Source organism: Levilactobacillus sp. FUA 3915 (assembly GCF_044053135.1).
GTDB classification, from domain to species: Bacteria; Bacillota; Bacilli; order Lactobacillales; family Lactobacillaceae; genus Levilactobacillus; species Levilactobacillus lanxiensis.
In genome coordinates this window covers 498,817-518,644 of record NZ_CP168704.1, presented here as the reverse complement: position 1 = coordinate 518,644, position 19,828 = coordinate 498,817, and the positions used below count along the sequence as shown (strand labels likewise).

General features: G+C 51.6%; 16 protein-coding genes. 14 read left to right on the top strand and 2 right to left on the bottom strand.

The genetic code is table 11. The features are described 5' to 3' along the window. The first annotated feature begins 7 nt into the window (after positions 1-7). The 10 genes from ACEPST_RS02775 (at position 8) to ACEPST_RS02730 (ending at position 10,011) form a co-directional block, all read left to right on the top strand. Positions 8-853: a DUF72 domain-containing protein gene (locus tag ACEPST_RS02775; protein ID WP_204121558.1), complete on the top strand. Its 846-nt coding sequence runs from the start codon at positions 8-10 to the stop codon at positions 851-853. Between the two features lie 199 nt (positions 854-1,052). Further along, complete coding sequence (gene metG, locus ACEPST_RS02770; protein ID WP_204121557.1) at positions 1,053-3,089, top strand: methionine--tRNA ligase; 2,037 nt, start codon at positions 1,053-1,055, stop codon at positions 3,087-3,089. Between the two features lie 864 nt (positions 3,090-3,953). After that, positions 3,954-4,733, top strand: a complete 780-nt coding sequence (locus ACEPST_RS02765) for a TatD family hydrolase (protein ID WP_203646722.1) — start codon at positions 3,954-3,956, stop codon at positions 4,731-4,733. After that, complete coding sequence (rnmV, locus tag ACEPST_RS02760; RefSeq protein WP_204121556.1) at positions 4,720-5,283, top strand: ribonuclease M5; 564 nt, start codon at positions 4,720-4,722, stop codon at positions 5,281-5,283. Before ACEPST_RS02765 ends, rnmV begins: the two co-directional genes overlap by 14 nt. Continuing rightward, positions 5,283-6,173 (top strand): 16S rRNA (adenine(1518)-N(6)/adenine(1519)-N(6))-dimethyltransferase RsmA, encoded by an 891-nt coding sequence (gene rsmA / locus ACEPST_RS02755; RefSeq protein ID WP_204121555.1) that lies wholly within the window; start codon positions 5,283-5,285, stop codon positions 6,171-6,173. Before rnmV ends, rsmA begins: the two co-directional genes overlap by 1 nt. A gap of 99 nt (positions 6,174-6,272) precedes the next feature. Next, the gene (locus tag ACEPST_RS02750) at positions 6,273-6,512 is read left to right on the top strand and encodes a Veg family protein (protein ID WP_125765455.1); all 240 of its coding nucleotides are present in this window, start codon (positions 6,273-6,275) and stop codon (positions 6,510-6,512) included. 209 nt (positions 6,513-6,721) lie between these two features. Further along, positions 6,722-7,576: a 4-(cytidine 5'-diphospho)-2-C-methyl-D-erythritol kinase gene (ispE, locus tag ACEPST_RS02745; RefSeq protein WP_125765456.1), complete on the top strand. Its 855-nt coding sequence runs from the start codon at positions 6,722-6,724 to the stop codon at positions 7,574-7,576. Positions 7,577-7,697: 121 nt separating this feature from the next. Continuing rightward, positions 7,698-8,264, top strand: a complete 567-nt coding sequence (locus ACEPST_RS02740; RefSeq protein WP_204121554.1) for an ImmA/IrrE family metallo-endopeptidase — start codon at positions 7,698-7,700, stop codon at positions 8,262-8,264. Continuing rightward, positions 8,257-9,420 carry an FRG domain-containing protein gene (locus ACEPST_RS02735; RefSeq protein WP_204121553.1) on the top strand — a complete coding sequence of 388 codons (1,164 nt, stop codon included), beginning with the start codon at positions 8,257-8,259 and terminating at the stop codon, positions 9,418-9,420. The genes ACEPST_RS02740 and ACEPST_RS02735 overlap by 8 nt, the downstream gene beginning before the upstream one ends. 12 nt (positions 9,421-9,432) lie before the next feature. Beyond that, entirely contained in the window at positions 9,433-10,011 is a 579-nt protein-coding gene (locus ACEPST_RS02730; RefSeq protein ID WP_204121577.1) for a uracil-DNA glycosylase family protein, read from the top strand. A 55-nt stretch (positions 10,012-10,066) separates the two neighbouring features. Here ACEPST_RS02730 and ACEPST_RS02725 read toward each other — a convergent pair whose 3' ends face one another. Together ACEPST_RS02725 and yicI are read right to left on the bottom strand one after the other, a co-directional pair. Further along, positions 10,067-10,330: a hypothetical protein gene (locus tag ACEPST_RS02725; protein WP_204121552.1), complete on the bottom strand. Its 264-nt coding sequence runs from the start codon at positions 10,328-10,330 to the stop codon at positions 10,067-10,069. A gap of 191 nt (positions 10,331-10,521) precedes the next feature. Beyond that, on the bottom strand, positions 10,522-12,810 hold the full coding sequence (gene yicI, locus ACEPST_RS02720; protein WP_395390488.1) for an alpha-xylosidase: 2,289 nt from the start codon (positions 12,808-12,810) through the stop codon (positions 10,522-10,524). Between the two features lie 446 nt (positions 12,811-13,256). Here yicI and ACEPST_RS02715 point away from each other — a divergent pair, with 446 nt between their 5' ends. From ACEPST_RS02715 to ACEPST_RS02700, 4 genes are all read left to right on the top strand, one after another. Beyond that, positions 13,257-14,657, top strand: coding sequence for an MFS transporter (locus ACEPST_RS02715; protein WP_203639446.1), 1,401 nt, complete (start codon positions 13,257-13,259; stop codon positions 14,655-14,657). Positions 14,658-14,679: 22 nt separating this feature from the next. Further along, complete coding sequence (locus ACEPST_RS02710; protein ID WP_204121550.1) at positions 14,680-15,837, top strand: ROK family transcriptional regulator; 1,158 nt, start codon at positions 14,680-14,682, stop codon at positions 15,835-15,837. A 1,622-nt stretch (positions 15,838-17,459) separates the two neighbouring features. Beyond that, positions 17,460-18,935, top strand: a complete 1,476-nt coding sequence (locus tag ACEPST_RS02705) for a 6-phospho-beta-glucosidase (protein ID WP_275404336.1) — start codon at positions 17,460-17,462, stop codon at positions 18,933-18,935. Then, positions 18,919-19,803, top strand: a complete 885-nt coding sequence (locus ACEPST_RS02700; RefSeq protein ID WP_204121548.1) for an ROK family protein — start codon at positions 18,919-18,921, stop codon at positions 19,801-19,803. The genes ACEPST_RS02705 and ACEPST_RS02700 overlap by 17 nt, the downstream gene beginning before the upstream one ends. Positions 19,804-19,828 lie beyond the last annotated feature (25 nt).

Here is a 19,828-nt window from a genome sequence, read left to right as displayed (position 1 = left end):
GTTTGGCATGATTACCATTGGGTTGACCACCTGGACGGAGCATCCGGCGTTAATTGGCGGCGATACGCGGCCTGTCACGTTACCGGAGTATGCGGGGCATTTTCCAGTCGTTGAGCTGGATACGCCGTTCTACGGGATTCCTCGCCAGAGCACGATTGAGAAATGGCAAGCGGCCGTACCGGATGGGTTTCAATATATTTTGAAGGCCAATCAGGTGATGACCCGGCACGACCGGGACGAAACGTTGCCTGAGACCGAGCGGAACCTGGCCTTTGATCAGTTTCGCACGGCGATTCAGCCACTGGTCACAAATCAGAAATTATTAACGGTGCTCTTTCAGTTTCCGCCGTTCTTTAACCGGACGACGGCGAACATCGAGTACTTGCGGCAGGTCCGCGTGTTGATGGGCAATTTGCCCGTTGCCGTGGAGTTTCGGAGCCCCAGTTGGTTTGCGACGCCCGAGATGCGTGCAGACGTATTGGCCTACCTACAGTCGCTGCGGTTCACCAATGTGACAACCGATGAGCCCCACAACTTAAATGATGGCATTCCCCTAGACGAGACCGTGACGACGCCTGACCTGGCAATGGTTCGGCTCCACGGTCGCAACGCCGAGGGCTGGTTCAATCAGGGCCAGAATTGGCGGAAGACCCGCACCCTCTATCACTATTCGGAAGAGGAGCTACAGGACTTTGCGGCCATGGTCAAGCGCCTAGACCAGCAGGCCAAAAACGTCTGTGTGATCTTTAACAACAACGCGGGCCGTGACGCCGCGCCCAATGCCCAGCGACTCCAAGAAATCTTGGACCTGCACTGGCAAAATTTGGCGCCACAACAATTGGATCTATTTTAAATTGACGAATGAAACGAGCGGGTACGCAACTGAGTGAATCAGTTGGGTACTTTTGTTTTTTCAATGGCCAGTTTCACCACAAAATCCTGGGTTAGCGCTATGGCTAAACCGGGGTTTATGCTATACTTGATTAGAATTTATCATGAATTTTAACCCGATAATAACGGAATAATTTAGAGCGAGGGAAGGCTTTTATTTTATGGCAGACAAACCAAGTTTTTACATTACAACACCGATCTACTACCCATCTGGGCGGTTACATATCGGAAACTCTTACACCACGATTGCGTGTGACACGGTTGCGCGTTACAAGCGTAGCAACGGTTATGACGTTTTCTTCTTGACGGGGACCGACGAACATGGTCTGAAGATCGAAGACAAGGCCCAATCACAAGGCCAAACGCCACAAGAATACGTGGATGGCATGGCTAAGGGCATCAAGGAACTCTGGAAGACGTTGGAAATTTCTAACGATAAATTTATCCGGACGACCGACAAGGAACACGTTGCCGCCGTTCAGGAAGTTTTCGAACGCCTGTTGAAGCAGGGCGACATTTACCTGGGTGAATACGAAGGCTGGTACTCCGAGGATGACGAAGAATACTTTACCGAAACGCAACTCGCTGAAGTCTACCATGATGATAATGGTAAGGTTATCGGTGGGAAGGCGCCTTCTGGCCACGAAGTTTCCCTGGTTAAGGAACAATCGTACTTCTTCAAGATGAGCAAGTACGCCGACTGGCTGTTAGACTTCTACCACAGCCATCCGCACTTCATCCAACCAGAATCCCGGATGACCGAAATGATCAACAACTTCATCAAGCCAGGCCTGGAAGACCTCGCCGTTTCCCGGACGACCTTCACCTGGGGTGTGCCGGTCAAGAGCAATCCCAAGCACGTGGTTTACGTGTGGATCGATGCCTTGCTCAACTATATCACCGCTTTAGGCTACGCCAGCGATGACGAAGGCCTCTTCAAGAAGTTCTGGCCTGCCAACGTCCAAATGGTGGGTAAGGAAATTGTTCGGTTCCATTCCATTTACTGGCCAATCGTGCTGCACGCCTTGGGCATCGAAACCCCAGACGAATTGTTTGCGCACGGCTGGTTATTGATGAAGGACGGCAAGATGTCCAAGTCTAAGGGGAACGTCATTTACCCCGAAACTTTGGTTGACCGGTACGGCTTGGATGCGCTGCGGTACTATCTGATGCGCGCCATGCCTTACGGAAACGACGGGACCTTTACGCCCGAAGACTTTGTGGATCGTTTGAACTATGACTTGGCCAATGACCTGGGGAACCTGTTGAACCGGACCGTTGCCATGATCAACAAGTACGAAGACGGCAAGCTGCCTGAATTCAAGGCAGGCGTGACGGCCTTTGATAACGACCTCGAAGCCACGGCCGAAACGGTTATCACCAACTACCATGACTTAATGGACAAGATGCACTTCGCCGATGCCCTGGCTGAAATCTGGAAACTGGTTTCCCGGACCAACAAGTACATTGACGAAACGGAACCTTGGAACTTAGCCAAGGACGACAGCAAGGCTGATGACTTAGCCGCTGTTATGGCCCACTTAGCTGCCAGCTTACGGGTCATTGCCACGCTGATCAGCCCAGTCATGACCCATGCGCCAAAGGAAATCTTTGCCCAATTAGGCTTAGACCCAGCCACGCTGACCATGACCGACCTCAAGTTGGCCGACTTACCAGCTGGTAAGCAGGTCGTTGCCAAGGGGACCCCTATTTTCCCTCGGATCGACGTGCAAGAAGAAGTTGACTTCATCCAAGGCCAAATGACTAAGTCTGAAAAGACCAAGGGTCGGGCCGCCATGGCAGCGAAGGCCCAAGCCCAACAAGAAGCCGCTAAGGCCGACGTTGCGGAAGACCTGACGCTGAACAAGCCTGAGATTCGCTTCGATAAATTTGAAAAGATTGAACTGCGGGTCGCTGAAATCAAAGCTGTCGACCACATTAAAGGGGCCGACAAGCTACTGAAGTTCCAACTGGATGCTGGGGACCAAGGTAACCGCCAGATCTTATCTGGGATTGCCGAATGGTATCCAGAACCGCAAGAATTAGTGGGTAAGAAGGTCGTGATTGTGGCCAACTTGAAGCCGCGGAAGATGCGTGGGGAAGTCAGTCAGGGGATGTTGTTGTCCGCTGAGCATGACGGGCAAGTCGAGTTATTGACCCTGCCAAGCACCATGGTCAACGGTTCCGACGTCAGCTAGACTTGTGTTAATTCTCTGCCGCGCCTCCGGGCTGGTGAAAATGGGCCGTGACGCTGTCGTGTCCGTTCCCGACGGCGGGCTCAAAGCGCCCTGCTGTGGGGCCGGTTCCAGCCAAAGGGCGGGCTTCCACCTCAACTTTGTGCCTGAGAAGCGGTCACAAAGGTTGTCCCATGGGCTAAGCTGAGAAAATCGCTCAGCTAAGGCCATCGACACAGCTGGTCACTTTGGCCCGCCTCTGGTCACTAACATTGACCGTGTGGCCAATTCTCACCAGCCCTGCGGCTGACATGGTGTTAACTCGTAGCGCACTGACGTAGATGTTGGCAATGGCAGATGGTATTGTCAGCACACCACATATAATTTGTGGGCGCTAGATGTTATGGATTAATTCTTTACTGTGGCTCAGTCTGAGAAGCGGGTCCGATGGGCTAAGCTGAGCAGATCACTCAGCTAAGGCCATCGACACAGCTGGTCACTTTGGCCCGCCTCTGGTCACTAACATTGACCGCGTGGCCCATTTTCACCAGCCCTGCGGCTGACCTGGTGTTGACCCGTAGCACACTGACGTAGATGTTGGCAATGGTAGATGGTGTGGTCAGCACACCACATATAACTTGTGGGCGTTAGATGTTATGGATTAATTCTTTACTGTGGCTCAGCCTGCTGATGCAGTGTTGACAATGGTACATGGTATTGTCAGCATGTTACAGATAGTTTGTTAGCGGTATGGCACCAGTAGCTAGGGCATACAATAAGTCACACGAACAAAATAAAACCATAACCAAAACGTGGGCGGCGGATCGATGAGACGCCGGCTGCGTTTTGTTCGTTTAATCAATCAAATTAGAGTAAAGGAGAATGACGATGAAAATCTTTGATTCGCATACACATTTGAACAGCGAAGAGTTCCTCGACGATGTGCCTGGCTTCTTGAAGCGGGCCGCCGATTTGGGTGTGGTCAAGATGACCAATATCGGGTCGAATACGCAGTTGAACGCCGATGCCATCAAGTTGGCCCATCAGTATCCGCAGCTATACGCCGCCGTTGGTTGGCACCCTGAAGATTCCAAGAACTACGATGCCGCGGCTGAGAAGTTGCTGGAAGAACAGCTTGCCGATGACCGGGTCGTCGCGCTGGGTGAAATTGGCTTGGACTATCACTGGGACACGTCGCCACGTGATGTGCAGCGGAAGGTCTTTGCTCGGCAGATTGCGATTGCCAAGGAAGTGGGCAAGCCGATTGCCGTGCACAACCGGGATGCTTTTGAAGACACCTACCAAATCATCAAGGATGCCGACATCAGTGAAATTGGGGGCGTCATGCACAGTTTTAACGGTGACCCCGAATGGCTGAAGAAGTTCCTTGACTTGGGCATGCACATCTCGTATTCTGGCGTTGCTAGTTTCAAGAATGCCCACGAGGTCCACGACGCTGTTCGCGCGACGCCACTGGACGTCATGATGGTCGAGACCGACGCGCCTTACCTGACGCCGGAGCCTCACCGTGGCGAGCAGAACGAGCCTGGTTTCACCCGCTACACGGTGGAAGCCATTGCTAAGGAACGCGAGACCACGCCGGAAGAAATTGCGGCCGCCACGTTTAAGAACGCAGAGGAGTTTTACAAAATTAATGAAAAAGATTAAAGAGGTCCTCGTCGTTGAGGGCAAAGATGATACCAAACAAATCAACCGCGCCGTCAACGCCGATACCATTGAGACCCGCGGCTCCGCGATTGATGAGGACACGTTAGCCTTGATTCAGAAATTAGCGGATCAACGCGGCATTATTATTTTCACCGACCCAGACTTTTCTGGGGAAAAGATTCGCAAGATTGTGGCCGAGGCGGTACCCAATGCTAAGCATGCTTTCTTACCCAAGAAGGAAGGGCGTCCGGACAAGGCCGGTGGCTCGTTAGGGGTGGAGCACGCCAGTCCCGAAGCCATTCGGGCGGCTCTGGACCACGTTTATACGGAAACGACCGCTGCGCCAACTCTGATCACTCACGAAGACTTGATGGCCGCTGGCCTGATTGGTGGCGCGGGCGCCAAGGAACGCCGGGAGCAGCTGGGCGATCTTTTACAAATTGGCTACGTGAACGGGAAGCAGCTTGAGAAACGACTGCGGATGTTTGGGATTCAGCCGGCTGATTTTGCGGCCGCCCTCAAGCAGGTGCGCGCAAAGGAGGATAAATAATGATGAATGAAGTACCCGAAATTGGTTCACCAGCACGGACAAAGGCGATTCTGAACCGGTATCATCTGGTTGCGAAGAAGAGTCTGGGGCAGAACTTCCTGTCCGACCTCAACATCTTGCGGAACATTGTGGCCGCTGGGGATGTGACTGAGCAAGACAACGTCATTGAAATTGGTCCCGGGATCGGTGCCTTGACGGAACAGATCGCCAAGCGGGCTCACAAAGTCGTGGCCTTTGAAATCGACGAAAACCTGTTACCAGTCCTGGACGAAACACTGATGGATTACGACAACGTCAAGGTCATCAACCAGGATATCCTGAAGGCCAACCTGCCCGAGGTCGTGGCGTCTGAATTTGAACCGGGTCATCCCCTGAAGCTGGTTGCCAACCTGCCGTACTACATCACGACGCCCATCCTGATGGGGGTGCTCCAAAGCACGGTTGATTTCGATGCCATCGTGGTCATGATGCAGGCCGAAGTGGCCGACCGTCTGGTGGCAGAACCAGGGACGAAGGCTTACGGGTCCTTGTCCGTGGTCATGCAGTACCGGGCCCACGTCGAGGTTGCCTTCAGCGTGCCGCGCACGGCCTTCATTCCGCAACCGAACGTTGACTCCGCCATCATTCGCTTAACGCCGCGGGAGTCGTTACCAGTTAATCCGTACGAAGACAAAGCCCTGTTTAGTTTTGTTAAGGGATGCTTCGCGCACCGGCGGAAATCTTTGTGGAACAATTTGCAAGGTATCTTCGGCAAGCAACCGGAAGTGCGCGAACGAATTGAAGTTGTCTTAAATCAAACCGGAATTTCGCGTCAGCTACGGCCAGAACGCTTAACGCTAGTGAATTTCATTGAATTGACGAACGCTTTCCACAATGAAGGGCTTATGTAACCCTTACCAACTGTGGATTCTTGCGGTTTGACGGCTGTTGTGGTATAATTTGCAATTTCTGTGAAACGGTGCTATAATTGTTTCACAGAGGTGAAGTGCATGCCAACAAGTTTAGCGAACATTAAGAACAAACTGGACGATCGTATCGGCGAAAAGTTGATGGTGATTGCCCAGGCCGGTCGTAAGAAAACGACAGAGCGGCATGGAATTCTTCGGGAAACCTATCCAGCCGTTTTCGTGGTGGATTTAGACCAAAACGAAAATTCGTTCGAACGGGTTTCATACAGCTATACCGATATTTTAACTAAAAACATCGAAGTTGACTTTGATGAACAATAATTGGGCCAATTAGGCCTTTTTATTTTGTCTAAATTTTTCAGACTGATCTGACCGAAAAGGGTGTGTCAAGGCCGGTAGTGGCGCTTAATCCCGCTAACTACTTGGCTTTTGACACACTCTTTTTATTTTGGCTAAAACCATAGTATAATAGGCTTAATTAGAATTACGAGAACGGTAGGCAACCTACCTAGTAGAATTCAGGTGAGCACATGCAACTGATTGAAAAGGCGCCAGCTAAGATAAACCTCGGGCTCGACACCCCGTACCACCATCAGGATGGGGCGGAGGAGTGGAACATGGTCATGACGTCCGTGGACTTGGCCGACTATGTCGAAATTCAAACGTTAACCAAACACAAACGCATCCGGGTCGCCTCGGACAGCGGCTTTTTGCCAAATGATCAGCGGAACCTAGCCTTTCAGGCCGCTCATTTGCTGCAAACAAACTACCACATTGATGAGGGGGTCAATATCCGCATCAAGAAAAATATTCCAGTAGCGGCCGGTTTAGGTGGTGGATCATCGGATGCCGCCGCGGTCCTACGGGGACTGAATCAGGCCTGGTCGTTGGGCCTGAGCTGGCAGGAACTGGCCGAGCTGGGCCTCCAGATTGACTCGGACGTGCCGTACTGCGTTTACGGACGGACGGCCCACGTTCGCGGGCGGGGCGAGCGCATCACACCGCTGTCGAAGTTACCGGCAGCCTGGGTCGTTTTGGCCAAGCCCAAGGTGAGTGTTTCCACGCCGACGATTCTGCAGCAGATTCGCTACGACAACCTGGAACACCCAGACATTGAAGCGCTACTGCGAGCCGTCCGGGACCAGGACATTGATGGGATGTGTGCCGTTATGGGCAATGCATTGGAACCGCTCACAGCGCACCGTTACCCCGAAATCACGCAGTTGAAGCAACAGATGATGAAGTTCGGCGCCGATGCCGCGCAAATGAGTGGCACGGGGCCCACGGTCTTTGGCCTGTGCAGCAAGCAGTCCCGCGCCCAACGGGTCTTTAACGGCATGAAAGGGTTCTGTCGTGAAGTGTATTTGGTGCGGCCGTTACCTTAGTTGCTTTAGGGATTAGTTGTTTCTTTTTTAAGTGAATTGATGGTCGTTTAGTACGGGATATTTTGTTTAGGCCTGGTAACTTGCGTGTGCTATATTGAATGCTAAGGAGTCGAAGCTGGTCATGAAACTTAAAGAAATATATTCATCTGATTTTATCAATCAGTTTGGTGAAAATGCTGATGGCTTTGGTCAATTATTATTGCTTCCCTCTTCTCCGTACATTGATTTAAAAAAAATTGCGGAATTACTGGGTATTAAACTCAATTATGTTCACTTACCAGATAACCATTCTGGGGAATTTGACGAAACTAATCAGACAATTAGGATTAATCAAAATCATCCTGCCACACGCAAGCGGTTTACAATCGCCCATGAAATTGGTCATGATGTTTTAGGTCATCATGGGATTTCACTACGTTCAACTGCTCTCGGCTCTTATGAAAGTGTCTTAGAGAAGAGCAATGAGATGGCGGCGAATAACTTCGCAGCGACTTTATTAATGCCAAGAAGGTTATTGGTGAAATTAGTGAAGGAAGCAATTACCCAGTTGGGGTTAGACGATGCTGGGTTAACAAAACAGCAAATTGCTGAAGTGACTAAAATTATTTCTCAAGAATTGGCGGTATCTGAGGAGACAATGACTTATCGTCTTCAGAACGTCAGCATGTTTGTAAAGATGGATGACTAGAGAAATATATGATGAGGTTCAGACGCGATTAAAGGATATTCCGCTCTTCACTGAGGCTGAAATTAAAATTGTTGTGAAACCGGATTTACGAGAAACAGGCGACAGTCAAATTGCGTTAACTAATTTAGCGCAATATGGTGATTTTGACCATTATCATATTGAGAAACTAGTTTATTACCCGAATACTGATTCAGATGTTGCATTTGACCAAGTTGCTCAAACTGTTGAGATGATCAATCGGGACCTAGTGCATGGAAAAATTGATAATTGGCATATCTTTTACTTGTACAAGGAACTAATTCAAAAGTTGGTTCGGGATAGGAGTGAAGGATATTTTAATTATTTCAGAGGCCAATTTGATGATTGGCCGTTGATTCCCAGCTTATTTCGGGGAAATACTAAAAAGTCCTTCATTAGTTCATATGACAGAATTTATAATGACATTGCTAAGGAGTACCCTGATAGCTTGAGTTATATTCCTTACGACGAAGATCAGGCAGAGGTGCGTGCTGAACAATTAGCGATGCTCCAGCATTACGGTATGCGAACAAGTCTGTTGGATATTACGCAGAATCCATTTATTGCCTTGCAGTTTATGGTTTTGGGATTTGAGACAGCTAAGCACTGGCATTACAGTTCGTTTGACATGTATTGTATTGATGAAGAGAAGCATGCTGAGTCTAATATTTTCGTTGCCGTCGTCAAAAATGACCGTAATAAACGCATTAAAGCTCAGAAGGGAGCCTTTTTTGATTATGATTACTTGAATGACATTCGAGTAACCAATATTCAAAAGATACCGCGACTAAAGATTAGACTAGATTACGACATGAGTGCCATAAGTGATGCGTTACAGAAGCAGCAGACAGAGTTCACAGGTTTGGTAGGATTTTTAAAGGAATCTGAGAAGACAGCTGAGGCTTCAACTGTTGGAATGCAAAATCAACTAGCTGAAAATATTAAGATGATTACGGAAATTCGTGAGAAAAGTCCAGAATTGATTAAAGATAGATTGAGTTATTTGCTGAGTCGAGATATCAGTCATAAGTTACGTGAGTATTTTTATTTGGAAAAGAATCTTTTTCCCGATTTCGATAAGTACATTTCGTATTTGCAACAGCGAAATATTGAACCAACAGAAAGATTAAATCGTTAGGAGCGAAGAGCCATCGATGCAGAGGAGATTTTTCAAGCTATTCAGGATGATCCGGCCAACCAACACTTTACCCAGCAGGGGATTTTACCCCTCTACCACGTTGAGCCGCAGGCGGAGATTCTCTTGATCAGTCAGGCGCCTAGCCGACAGGGCCAGGCGTCCATGACCTTCTGGGATGATGCCAGTGGGGACCGCTTACGTGATTGGATGGGGGTCACCAAGGACCAATTTTACAATTCCGGTAAATTGGGCGTGTTGCCCCTGGACTTTTACTATCCGGGCAAGCACGCGCACGGGGGTGACCTGCCGCCACGCAAGGGTTTCGCGGACAAGTGGCACGCACCGCTCCTGGCGTTGATGCCCAACGTCAAGCTGACCCTGTTGATTGGGCAGTACGCCCAAAAGTATTACCTCCCCAAGCACGAAAAGACGCTAACGGCAACGGTCGAGCACTACGCGGACTATTTGCCAGAGTTCTTCCCACTGGTCCATCCGTCACCGTTGAATTACGGCTGGATGCATCAGCACCCGTGGTTCGAGGCGTCGGTAGTACCGGAACTGCAGGCCCGCGTTGGCGAGATTATTTTGTAAAATGGCAAAAGAGGTGTCTGGGAGTTTCCCGGATACCTCTTTTTTAAATGAGGCGTTAGAAAGTCACGCTAGCCAAAACAATCCAAACCAGGATGGCACCGTACAGGAGTCGGTCGCGTTTCGTCAAAGAAATTTGGCGGCGCAGGCGGTCGACCAGGTAAACACCGACAAGCAGGACAAAATCAAAAATCATAACGACGGTCGTTGTAAACGTATTTGGCAGGGCGAACTGGAGAATCATCAGCTTGCTCAGAAGAAACACACCAGCGAGGAGACTGATGAGAACCAGACTATGATGGTATTGATGTAATAGACGCATTGTAATCACGTCCCTTTCTTTGCGTGTATCGACTAAAGCGGTTGTTAACGATGCCTATTATGCCGCCGAAGACCAGCGAATGGCCAGTGGGGGCAACGGTCAGTAAAGGACCCCCGCGCAACTAAAAAATCCCCGTACCACTAACGACTCTCGGGTCCTGGTAGTGCGGGGATTTTCGGTTGAAATTTAAGTTAGAGCGTCACAGTGACCGAGTTGCCGGTTAAGGCAGATTGGGTCACGTGACCATTTTCGTGAACGAGTACCGTAGCTGAACCAGTCAAGCCGGTCGTGGTTACAGCCAATTCGTTGCCATGACGGTCAACGGTGACCTGACCCGCATCCTGGCCTTTTTGATCCACAACAGCAACGGTCGTGGTGCCTTCGTGCATGTCGTAGAGGTGGATGTCGAGATCCTTGGTGAAGTCATAGTCGGCGTGAACGGCCTGAGGATTCCGCAACAGAATCGTGTTGTCGCGGGCCAGAACAGGGAGGGCTAACTCACTGTAGTCCTTGCTGAACCATTTGCCATCGGCGACGTCGTAAACTTCACTGTCGTCAATGATGCTGGTCCACTTGCCGGCTGGCAGGTAGAGGTTGACGTGGCCTTCATGGTTGAAGACGGGGGCAACCAGGATTTGGCTCCCCAGCATGTACTGGTTATCCAGGGTGTGGGCGGTGAGGTCTTCGGTAAAGTCGAACCACATTGGCCGCATCAGCGGATTGCCGTAAGCCGTGTTGTGAGCGGCTTGGGTGTACAGGTAAGGCATCAGGGATAATTTCAGGTTAACGAACTTCCGCGTGTTTTCAACGGCTTCATCATCGAAGTTCCAAGGCACCCGGTAAACGTTGCTACCGTGGTAACGACTGTGAGAAGACAGCAGGCCAAATTGGGTCCACCGCTTGTACAGGTCGGCGGTTGGCGTGTCGGGACCGTCTTCGAACCCACCGATATCGTGGCTCCAGAAGGCGAAACCGGAACTCAGGAAGGACAGCCCACCATGTAAGGTGTCGGCCATGTTCTTGAAGGTCGACAGGGCATCGCCACCCCAGTGAACGGGGAACTTTTGTGAACCAACCGTGGCGGAACGGGCAAAGACGACCGCTTCATCTTCACCCTTGGCAGCGACAATCGTGTCGTAAACGGCCTGGTTGTATTGCAGGGTGTAGTAGTTGTGTTCGCGCTTGGGATCGGAACCGTCGAAGAAGACCGCATCGTCCACTGGAATCCGTTCACCGAAGTCGGTCTTGAAGCAGTCCACGCCCATATCGATCAGTGCTTGGAGCTTGCCTTGGTACCATTTAACGGCGGCGGGGTTGGTGAAGTCGACGAAGGCGTTGCCGGCTTGCCAGAGGTCCCATTGCCAGATATTACCATTTTCGCGTTTCACGAAGTAACCGTTCTTCTTACCCTCTTCGAACATCTTCCCCTTTTGGGCGATGTACGGGTTGATCCAGACACAGACCTTGATGCCACGGTCATGAATCTTCTTGATCAAGCCTTCAGGGTCGGGGAACTCGTCGCGGTCCCATTCCATGTTGGACCATTCAAAGCCCTTTTGCCAGAAGCAGTCAAAGTGGAAGACGTCCAGTGGAATCTCGTGGTCCTTCATGCCGTCGATGAACTTCATGACAGTTTCTTCACTGTAATCAGTGGTGAAGGAGGTCGTCAGCCAGAGGCCAAATGACCAGGCTGGTGGCAACTGGGTCTTACCAGTCAGTTCCGTGTAGCGGTGAAGAATCTCTTGCGGCGTTGGGCCGTAGATCACGTAGTACTGCAGGGATTGGCCCTCGGTACTAAATTGAACGCGGTCAACGTTTTCGGAAGTGATTTCAAAGTCGACGGGTTGTGGTTGGTCCACGAAGACTCCGTAGCCGGCATCCGTTAAGTAGAAGGGGATGTTCTTGTAAGATTGTTCTGAGGCCGTCCCACCATCTTGGTTATCGATGCGGACTTCTTGGCCGTTCTTGATGAAGTTACCGAAGCGTTCGCCCAGGCCATAAACCTTGTCGTCCACGCCAACGTTCAGCTGTTCACGCATGTAGTCGACGTTGGTGTCCTTGTCGTGAATCACGCCTTGGGCCTTGTCCAACGACTGGGTCAATAGGTGATCGCCATGTAAGAAGTCTAATTGGAAGGCTTGCTTAAAGGGGATGCGGGCGGTCAGCCCACCCGTGGTAAAGGTCAGCTCGTCGTCACCCGTAGTGATGGCCACGTCCGGATTCTGATCGGTAATGTGGTAGGAAGGCCCCTGCGTATCCTGATCGAAGTGGGTCAGCTTCACGCCGATCACGCCTTCAATCGGGGAGGTCAGGTCAATCGTACTCATCCCCAAGTTCAGTTCATCGCCACGTTCGTTGATGAATTTGAAGGGGGCGTACAGCGTTAACTGCCGGTCCGTCTGCTTGTAATCGAAAACTTCTCGTGGTGAGTCAATCTGATATTGTGGCCGGTCTAACCAATAGCCATTCGTAAACTTCATGGATAAACACCTCTTAGATTTTTTAGAAAATTGAATTTCTTAATCGACACCAACAGTGTACGTGGATTTGATTTAAATGTCAACGCTTTCATGAGAAGAATTTGGTTAGTCTGGGAGCGGTGGGACGCCTATAGAGGTAAGAAAAAATGGCTGCTGAAACGACAACCGGTTGCACTACCAATTACAAGTAAACAGTTATCGTGTACTAATATTCCGCGATAATAGCCCTAGACCAATTAGCCGTAAAATTTAAAAATTGGCCACTGAACTAGACCCCGCCAGGCTTTGTCCCATGACAAGCACCCGCAAAGTCGTTCAACCCCTAAATTTGTCGTTGACAGCTGAAAGCGGTTACAGTAAACTGTGATTTGAAAATTGAATTTCCTTGAACGTCGACGGTTCAAACGCAAGACAATTGATTCAACCAAATAATGAGGTGTGTACTTATGAGTGAAAATGCTCCTAAAGTCGCGGTTGCCGAGAAGAACATGGTGCCGTGGAACGAACGAATTGCCTATAGCTTTAGTGACTTTGCCTGCAACCTGTCCTTCCAAATGGTCGGGACGTACTTAATGATTTTCTACACGGATACGTTTGGTATCAGTGCCGCTGCCGTGGGGACGTTGTTCCTGGTTGCCCGGATCGTGGATGCCTTTGATGGGCCATTCTGGGGAATCATGATCGACCACACGCATACCAAGTGGGGGAAGAGCCGACCGTACTGGTTATGGTTCTCGATTCCGTTTGCGGTCTTCTGTGTGTTAGTCTTCACCACGCCAAATATGAGTCTGACCGGCAAATTGGTCTGGGCCTACGTGACTTACATTGGGGTCGACGTGCTGTACTCAGCCGTTAACATTCCCATTACTTCGATTTTGCCATCATTAACCAGCAATCCCCAAGAACGGGTCACGCTATCCACGATTCGTCAATTCATGGGAACGGCCGGTGCCACCATTATTACCGGGATCACGTTGACCATGGTTGCCTTCTTCGGCCACGGCTCAACCACGAGTGCTCGCGGCTGGTTCATCTGGGCTTTGATTGTCGGCATCATTGTGGTCATCATCTTTGGGTTCGTCTTCAAGAACACGACGGAACGGGTCCAAACCAAGAGTTCTCGGCAATCCATTCCAATTAAGGAATCTCTGAAAGCCTTGAAGCGCAACTGGCCTTGGGCCATCATCATCTTCATTAACTTCATCTACTGGATGGGGATGCAGACGCGGTCACAAGTGACGGTTTACTTCTTTAAGTACAACATGCACGATGCCAAATTGGCTTCATTTGTCCTGAGTTTACAAATGGTTGCGCTGGTCGCCGTGGTCTTAACGCCATGGACGTCCAAGCTGATCGGTAAGCGGAACACGATGCTCGGTGGGATGATTCTTGCCGTGGTCGGTCAGTTACTTTTGAGCCTGGGTGCCACGCATCTGAGTGTCCCAATGATTATCTTCGCGACCATCGTCGGTTACTTGGGAACTGGGTACGTTTCCGGTCTGATTGCCGTGATGTTAGCCGATGCTGTGGACTACGGGGAATGGAAGAACGGCGTCCGCGCCGAAGGAATTGTTACCTCTTTCTCTAGTTTTAGTGCTAAATTAGGTATGGGGATTGGTGGGGTCATCACCGGTTGGATTCTGACCGGGAGTGGCTACGTTGCCAACCATACGCAATCGGCTGCGGCCTTACACGGAATCGAATTGAACTACATTTGGGTTCCCCTGTTGGGCTTCGCACTTTCCGGAATTGCTTTGATGTTCTACCACGTTGACGGCATTGAAAAACAAATGCAAAGTGAGTTAGCAGAAAAGCACGCCCGTGAAAATGCAGAGGACGGCGAATAACTAGATAAAGTGAGTGAACGGCATGATTATTAACAAGGACGTGATGCGTGATCACAACGAACGGTCTGTCCTGCAGACCATCGTGAATCACGGACCGATTTCGCGGTCAGAAATTTCTAAATTGTTGGGGCTAAACAAGGTTTCGGTGTCAGACATCGTGGGCACGTTTAACGACCGCAAATTAGTTCTGAGTCAGGGTGAAGCCACCTCCAATCAGGGGAGTGGCCGGCGCGCCGAACTGGTGGCCTTTAACGCCACTTACGGCTACATCATCAACTTCAGTATCTCCGGTGAAAAGCTGGAAATGCTGGTGACCCAGCTGGATGGGCGGGCCCTGGAATACAACGAAAGTCCCATTAGTCATCTTGCCGTGAAGGAAATTGTCGCCAAGATGGTCGATATGATCGGTCAATTGCCGAGTTTTAAGGCGGAGAACGGCCTCCAAGCCATCTCCATCGCCATCTTCGGGGTCGTTTATGAAAATGAAATCGTGACGTCGCCCTTCGTGGACTTCGCTGATTTCGACCTGGTCGGCTACTTTAAGCGCCGCTACCACGTGCCCATCATTTTGGAAAACGAGGCCAATCTGGCCGCCATTTTCGAACAAGACTTCAGTAAGCAGGAATTGCAAAGCATCGTTGCCATCAGTATTCATGAGGGTATCGGTGCCGGCATCCTGGTCAACAAGCAGCTCTACCGCGGAAATTACGGCCGAGCCGGTGAGGTCGGGCACATCATGATTCAGGACACGGGGCGGAAACGCCAGCGCTTAGCCCAGCTACCAAGTTTTGATGAGGAGTGGTCGGAAACGGCCCTGCTCAAGAAGGCGGCCCAGATCAAGGGCGTTGATCAGTTTACCCTGGCGGAGCTGGTCACAGCGGCCAATCAAGATGATCCGGAGATTTCCGGGCTGATTGAAGAGTTGTGCTACCACCTGGCCATCGTAACCAGCGATTTGATTGTCGCCTACGATCCGCAGATGATTTTCTTCAACTCACCGTTGGTTGAACAATTGCCAGAAATTTTAAAAAACATTCAGATGAAATTGAGCTTTATGCCATTGGTCCCGCCACTGGTGATGTCCAAGGATGTGAAGTATGCCACCTTACTGGGTGGGGCTTCCTTGGCGATTCATGAGGTGCTGGCGATGCCCGGCACGCGGCTGATTTTTCACCATTAGCACCAGCAAAGTGGTCCGCAAGCTCATTCTTGGGTTTGCTGGGCCGCTTTTCTTTTTTAGACTGGTTTGGTTTGAGGATGGGGTTGTGGAAACTTTGACGCCTGCGGCCTCTGGGTACTCCGCCTTCTGTGGGGCACGCTTGCGGCCTGAGGAGCGGTCCTCCAGCTCGGTTTGAAGCCGGGGAGGACACCCGTCTTCAAACGCGTCCCATGCTGTAAGCCCGGGAAAGTTCGCCCGGACTAACACCATCGACACAGAAGACTGCGTACCCAGCTGCCTCCGGCTCTTGATTGTGGCCCGACCAGTCTCGTTGGTTCGGGGCCCAGCAAACCAGTCTGGTTGGGTGGCTTTGGCTTCAATAGTTTGAGGATGGGGTTGTGGATGACTTGCCGCCTGCGGCCTCTGGGTACTCCGCCTTCTGTGGGGCACGCTTGCGGCCTGTGGGACGGTCCTCCAGCTCGGTTTGAAGCCGGGGAGGGCACCCGTCTTCAAACGCGTCCCATGCTGTAAGCCCGGGAAAGTTCGCCCGGACTAACACCATCGACACAGAAGCCTGCGTACCCAGCTGCCTCCGGCTCTTGATTGTGGCCCGACCAGTCTCGTTGGTTCGGGGCCCAGCAAACCAGTCTGGTTTGCTGGGCTTTGGCTTCACTAGTTTGAGGATGGGGTTGTGGATGACGTGCCGCCTGCGGCCTCTGGGTACTCCGCCTTCTGTGGGGAACGCTTACGGCCTGAGGAGCGGTCCTTCAGCTCGGTTTGAAGCCGGGGAGGGCCCCCGTCTTCAAACACGTCCCATGCTGTAAGCCCGGGAAAGTTCGCCCGGACTAACACCATCGACACAGAAGACTACGTACCCAGCTGCCTCCGGCTCTTGATTGTGGCCCGACCAGTCTCGTTGGTTCGGGGCCAACAAAACAGTTTGGTTGGTTCCTGGATGTGCTGGTTTTGTTGGTGAAACTGAGGTCGGCTGATGGCTGCGTCGTGGATGGTTTTGTGAACCGTTAAATCAGATTAGAAAATTAGTGTGACATGTGATGAACAGAAATCAAAGCTGTGGTGAAAATCAGGCGTCCATGTGAGTGACCAGAGGCGGTCCAAAATGCCCAGCTGTGTCGGTGGTCTTAACTGAGTGGGTTGCTCAGTTTAGAGCACGGGACGACCTTGGAAACTCGCGATTCCTAGCGAGGTTTCAAGTCGAGGTTCCAGACCGCTTTTCAGGCTGAAACCGGCCCCATAGCAGGGCGTTTTGAGCCCGCCGCCGGGAACGGTTGGCCACGCTTAGTTTCACCACACTTGTGTAAGTATTTGCAAGCCGGAAGGGTGCTGAGCAAAGATAGGCGTGAAAATAATTTCCGCCAGCCGTTTTAACCTATAAGCACTATCGTAGCCGTGAGGGCGGGAAAAATGAGCCCAGCCGTGGGATTTCACTCACGCCAGCTCCTGGCGTGAGTGAAATGGTGCCTTTGAAACTCGGTTCTCAGAGGTTCAAAGCAAGCGCGAAGACCGCTCTTTGGCTTCGGGCGTCCTGCCCACCGCGAACCGGTCTCATTTTTTCCGCCCGGTAAGGCGGCAGTAACCGACAATATAACTATTGAAAAAGTATGAACAAGGAGGAAATTATTTTGACGAAGAAGAGTTTTCCAGCTGGATTCCTATGGGGCGGTGCCGTTGCGGCGCACCAAGTTGAAGGCGCTTACGATGTTGGTGGCAAGGGACTCAGCGTGGCCGATGTCATGACCGCGGCAGGGAACCGCGACGAACGGCGTATCACGGCTGGCGTCCAGGCGGGGGAGTTTTACCCCAACCACGAGGCCGTGGATTTCTACCACCGTTATCCCGAGGACGTGAAGCTGTTTGCCGAAATGGGCTTTAAGAGTTTTCGGACGTCGATTGCCTGGTCGCGGATCTTTCCCCAGGGGGATGAACTGGAACCCAACGAGGAGGGCCTGGCCTTTTACGACCGGCTCTTTGATGAATGCCACAAATACGGGATTGAACCCGTCGTGACCCTGTCTCATTTTGAAATGCCTTACCATTTGGTAACCGAATATGGTGGTTTCCGGAGCCGCAAGACCATTGCATTTTTCACCCGTTTTGCTCGCGCCGTTTTCACGCGTTACCAAGACAAGGTGACCTACTGGCTGACGTTTAACGAAATCAATAACCAAACGAACTATGACCGGGCCTTTACGTTGTTCACCAACTCGGGGATTCAAGCCCAACCCGGTGAAGATGCCGAGGCCGTGATGTATCAGGCCGCCCACTATGAGGTCGTCGCCAGTTCTTTGGCCGTGCAGATTGGCCACAGCATCAACCCTGATTTTCAAATTGGGGCGATGGTGGCCTTCTCGCCCGTCTATCCGGCCAGCGACAAGCCACGCGACGTCTTCAAGGCTCAACGCGCGATGCAGGCGCGGTTCTGGTTCTCGGACGTGCAGGTCGAGGGGCAGTATCCAACCTGGTTGACGCAGTATTTCCAGAGCAAGCAGTTTGATCTCGACATCACGGCGGCCGACCTGGCTAACCTGAAGAAGGGGACGGTCGACTACCTGGGCTTCAGCTACTACATGTCGTTTGCCACGCAGGCCAGTGACCATGAGGATGACCAATTTTCCTATAATGAAGCCACTGATTTGGTGACGAATCAATTTGTGCCGCAATCGGACTGGGGCTGGCAAGTGGATCCACAAGGTCTGCGCTACGCCCTGAACTGGATGAACGACCGCTACCACCTACCACTCTTTGTCGTGGAAAATGGGATTGGCGCCATCGACGAGCTGACCGCCGACCACCAAGTGCACGACCAGTATCGCATTGATTATCTGCATGACCACATTGCCCAAATGGCGCTGGCCATCAACGAGGATGGCGTGGACGTCATGGGCTACACACCTTGGAGTGCCATCGACATCGTGTCGGCTAGCACCGGACAGCTGTCCAAACGCTACGGCTTCATTTACGTGGACCGTAACGACGATGGCAGCGGGAGTTTGGCGCGGTATCGCAAAGATTCCTTCTACTGGTACCAACGCGTGATTGCGACCAATGGCGCGGACCTTGAGATGACGGTGGGTGACGCAGATGACCAACCAAGCTGAACCGCTACTGGTCATTGATATCGGCGGCACGACCGTCAAATATGGCGTGTGGGCGGACGACCAGTTACGGCAGAAAGACCGCTTTGACACGCCCGCCAGTTGGCCGGAACTTTTGGCCAAATTGACGGCCGTCAAAACTGGTTTTGCGTTGCCGTTTGCCGGCGTGGCGGTGAGCTTGCCCGGGGGTGTCGATACCGTGGTCGGGAAAATCTCCGGGACCAGTGCCGTGGACTACCTGAATGATTTTCCCATCAAGGCGACGTTGCGGACGGCCTTTGGCGTGCCGGTGACGATTCAAAATGATGCCAACTGTGCCGCTCTGGCCGAGTCCTGGCGGGGCAATGCTAAGGATGTGACCGATACCCTGTTTCTAATCGTCGGTACCGGAGTCGGTGGGGCCGTGACGCGTAACGGCGAGTTAATCGCGGGCCAGGACCACTTTGCCGGGGAGTTCGGCTACATGGTGATGACGCCGGCCAACGAAACGTTGAGCCAGCTAGGCAGTCCCGTGCGGATGGCCCAGCGCTATCAACGGCTACGGGAGTTGCCCACGGCCATGACCGCGGAGGACGTCTTTGATCTAGCCAACAACGGTGATACGCTAGCGCAACAGTGTGTCGGCGATTTGTTGAATTGGTTGAGCCTGGGGGCCTACAACCTCTACGTGGGGCTGAACCCGCAACGCCTGTTGATTGGCGGCGGCATTTCGGCTCGGCCGGGATTCGTGGCTGACCTACAACGCCGAATCCAGCATCTGATGCACCAACAACGCGCTGCACTAACCGCCGATGTTCGGCCTTGTTTATTTTTAAACGACGCCAATTTGATTGGGGCCGTCCGGCAGTTCTATTTGGAAATGGGTGAATAAGTTAACAAGATTAAAAGATTGTATT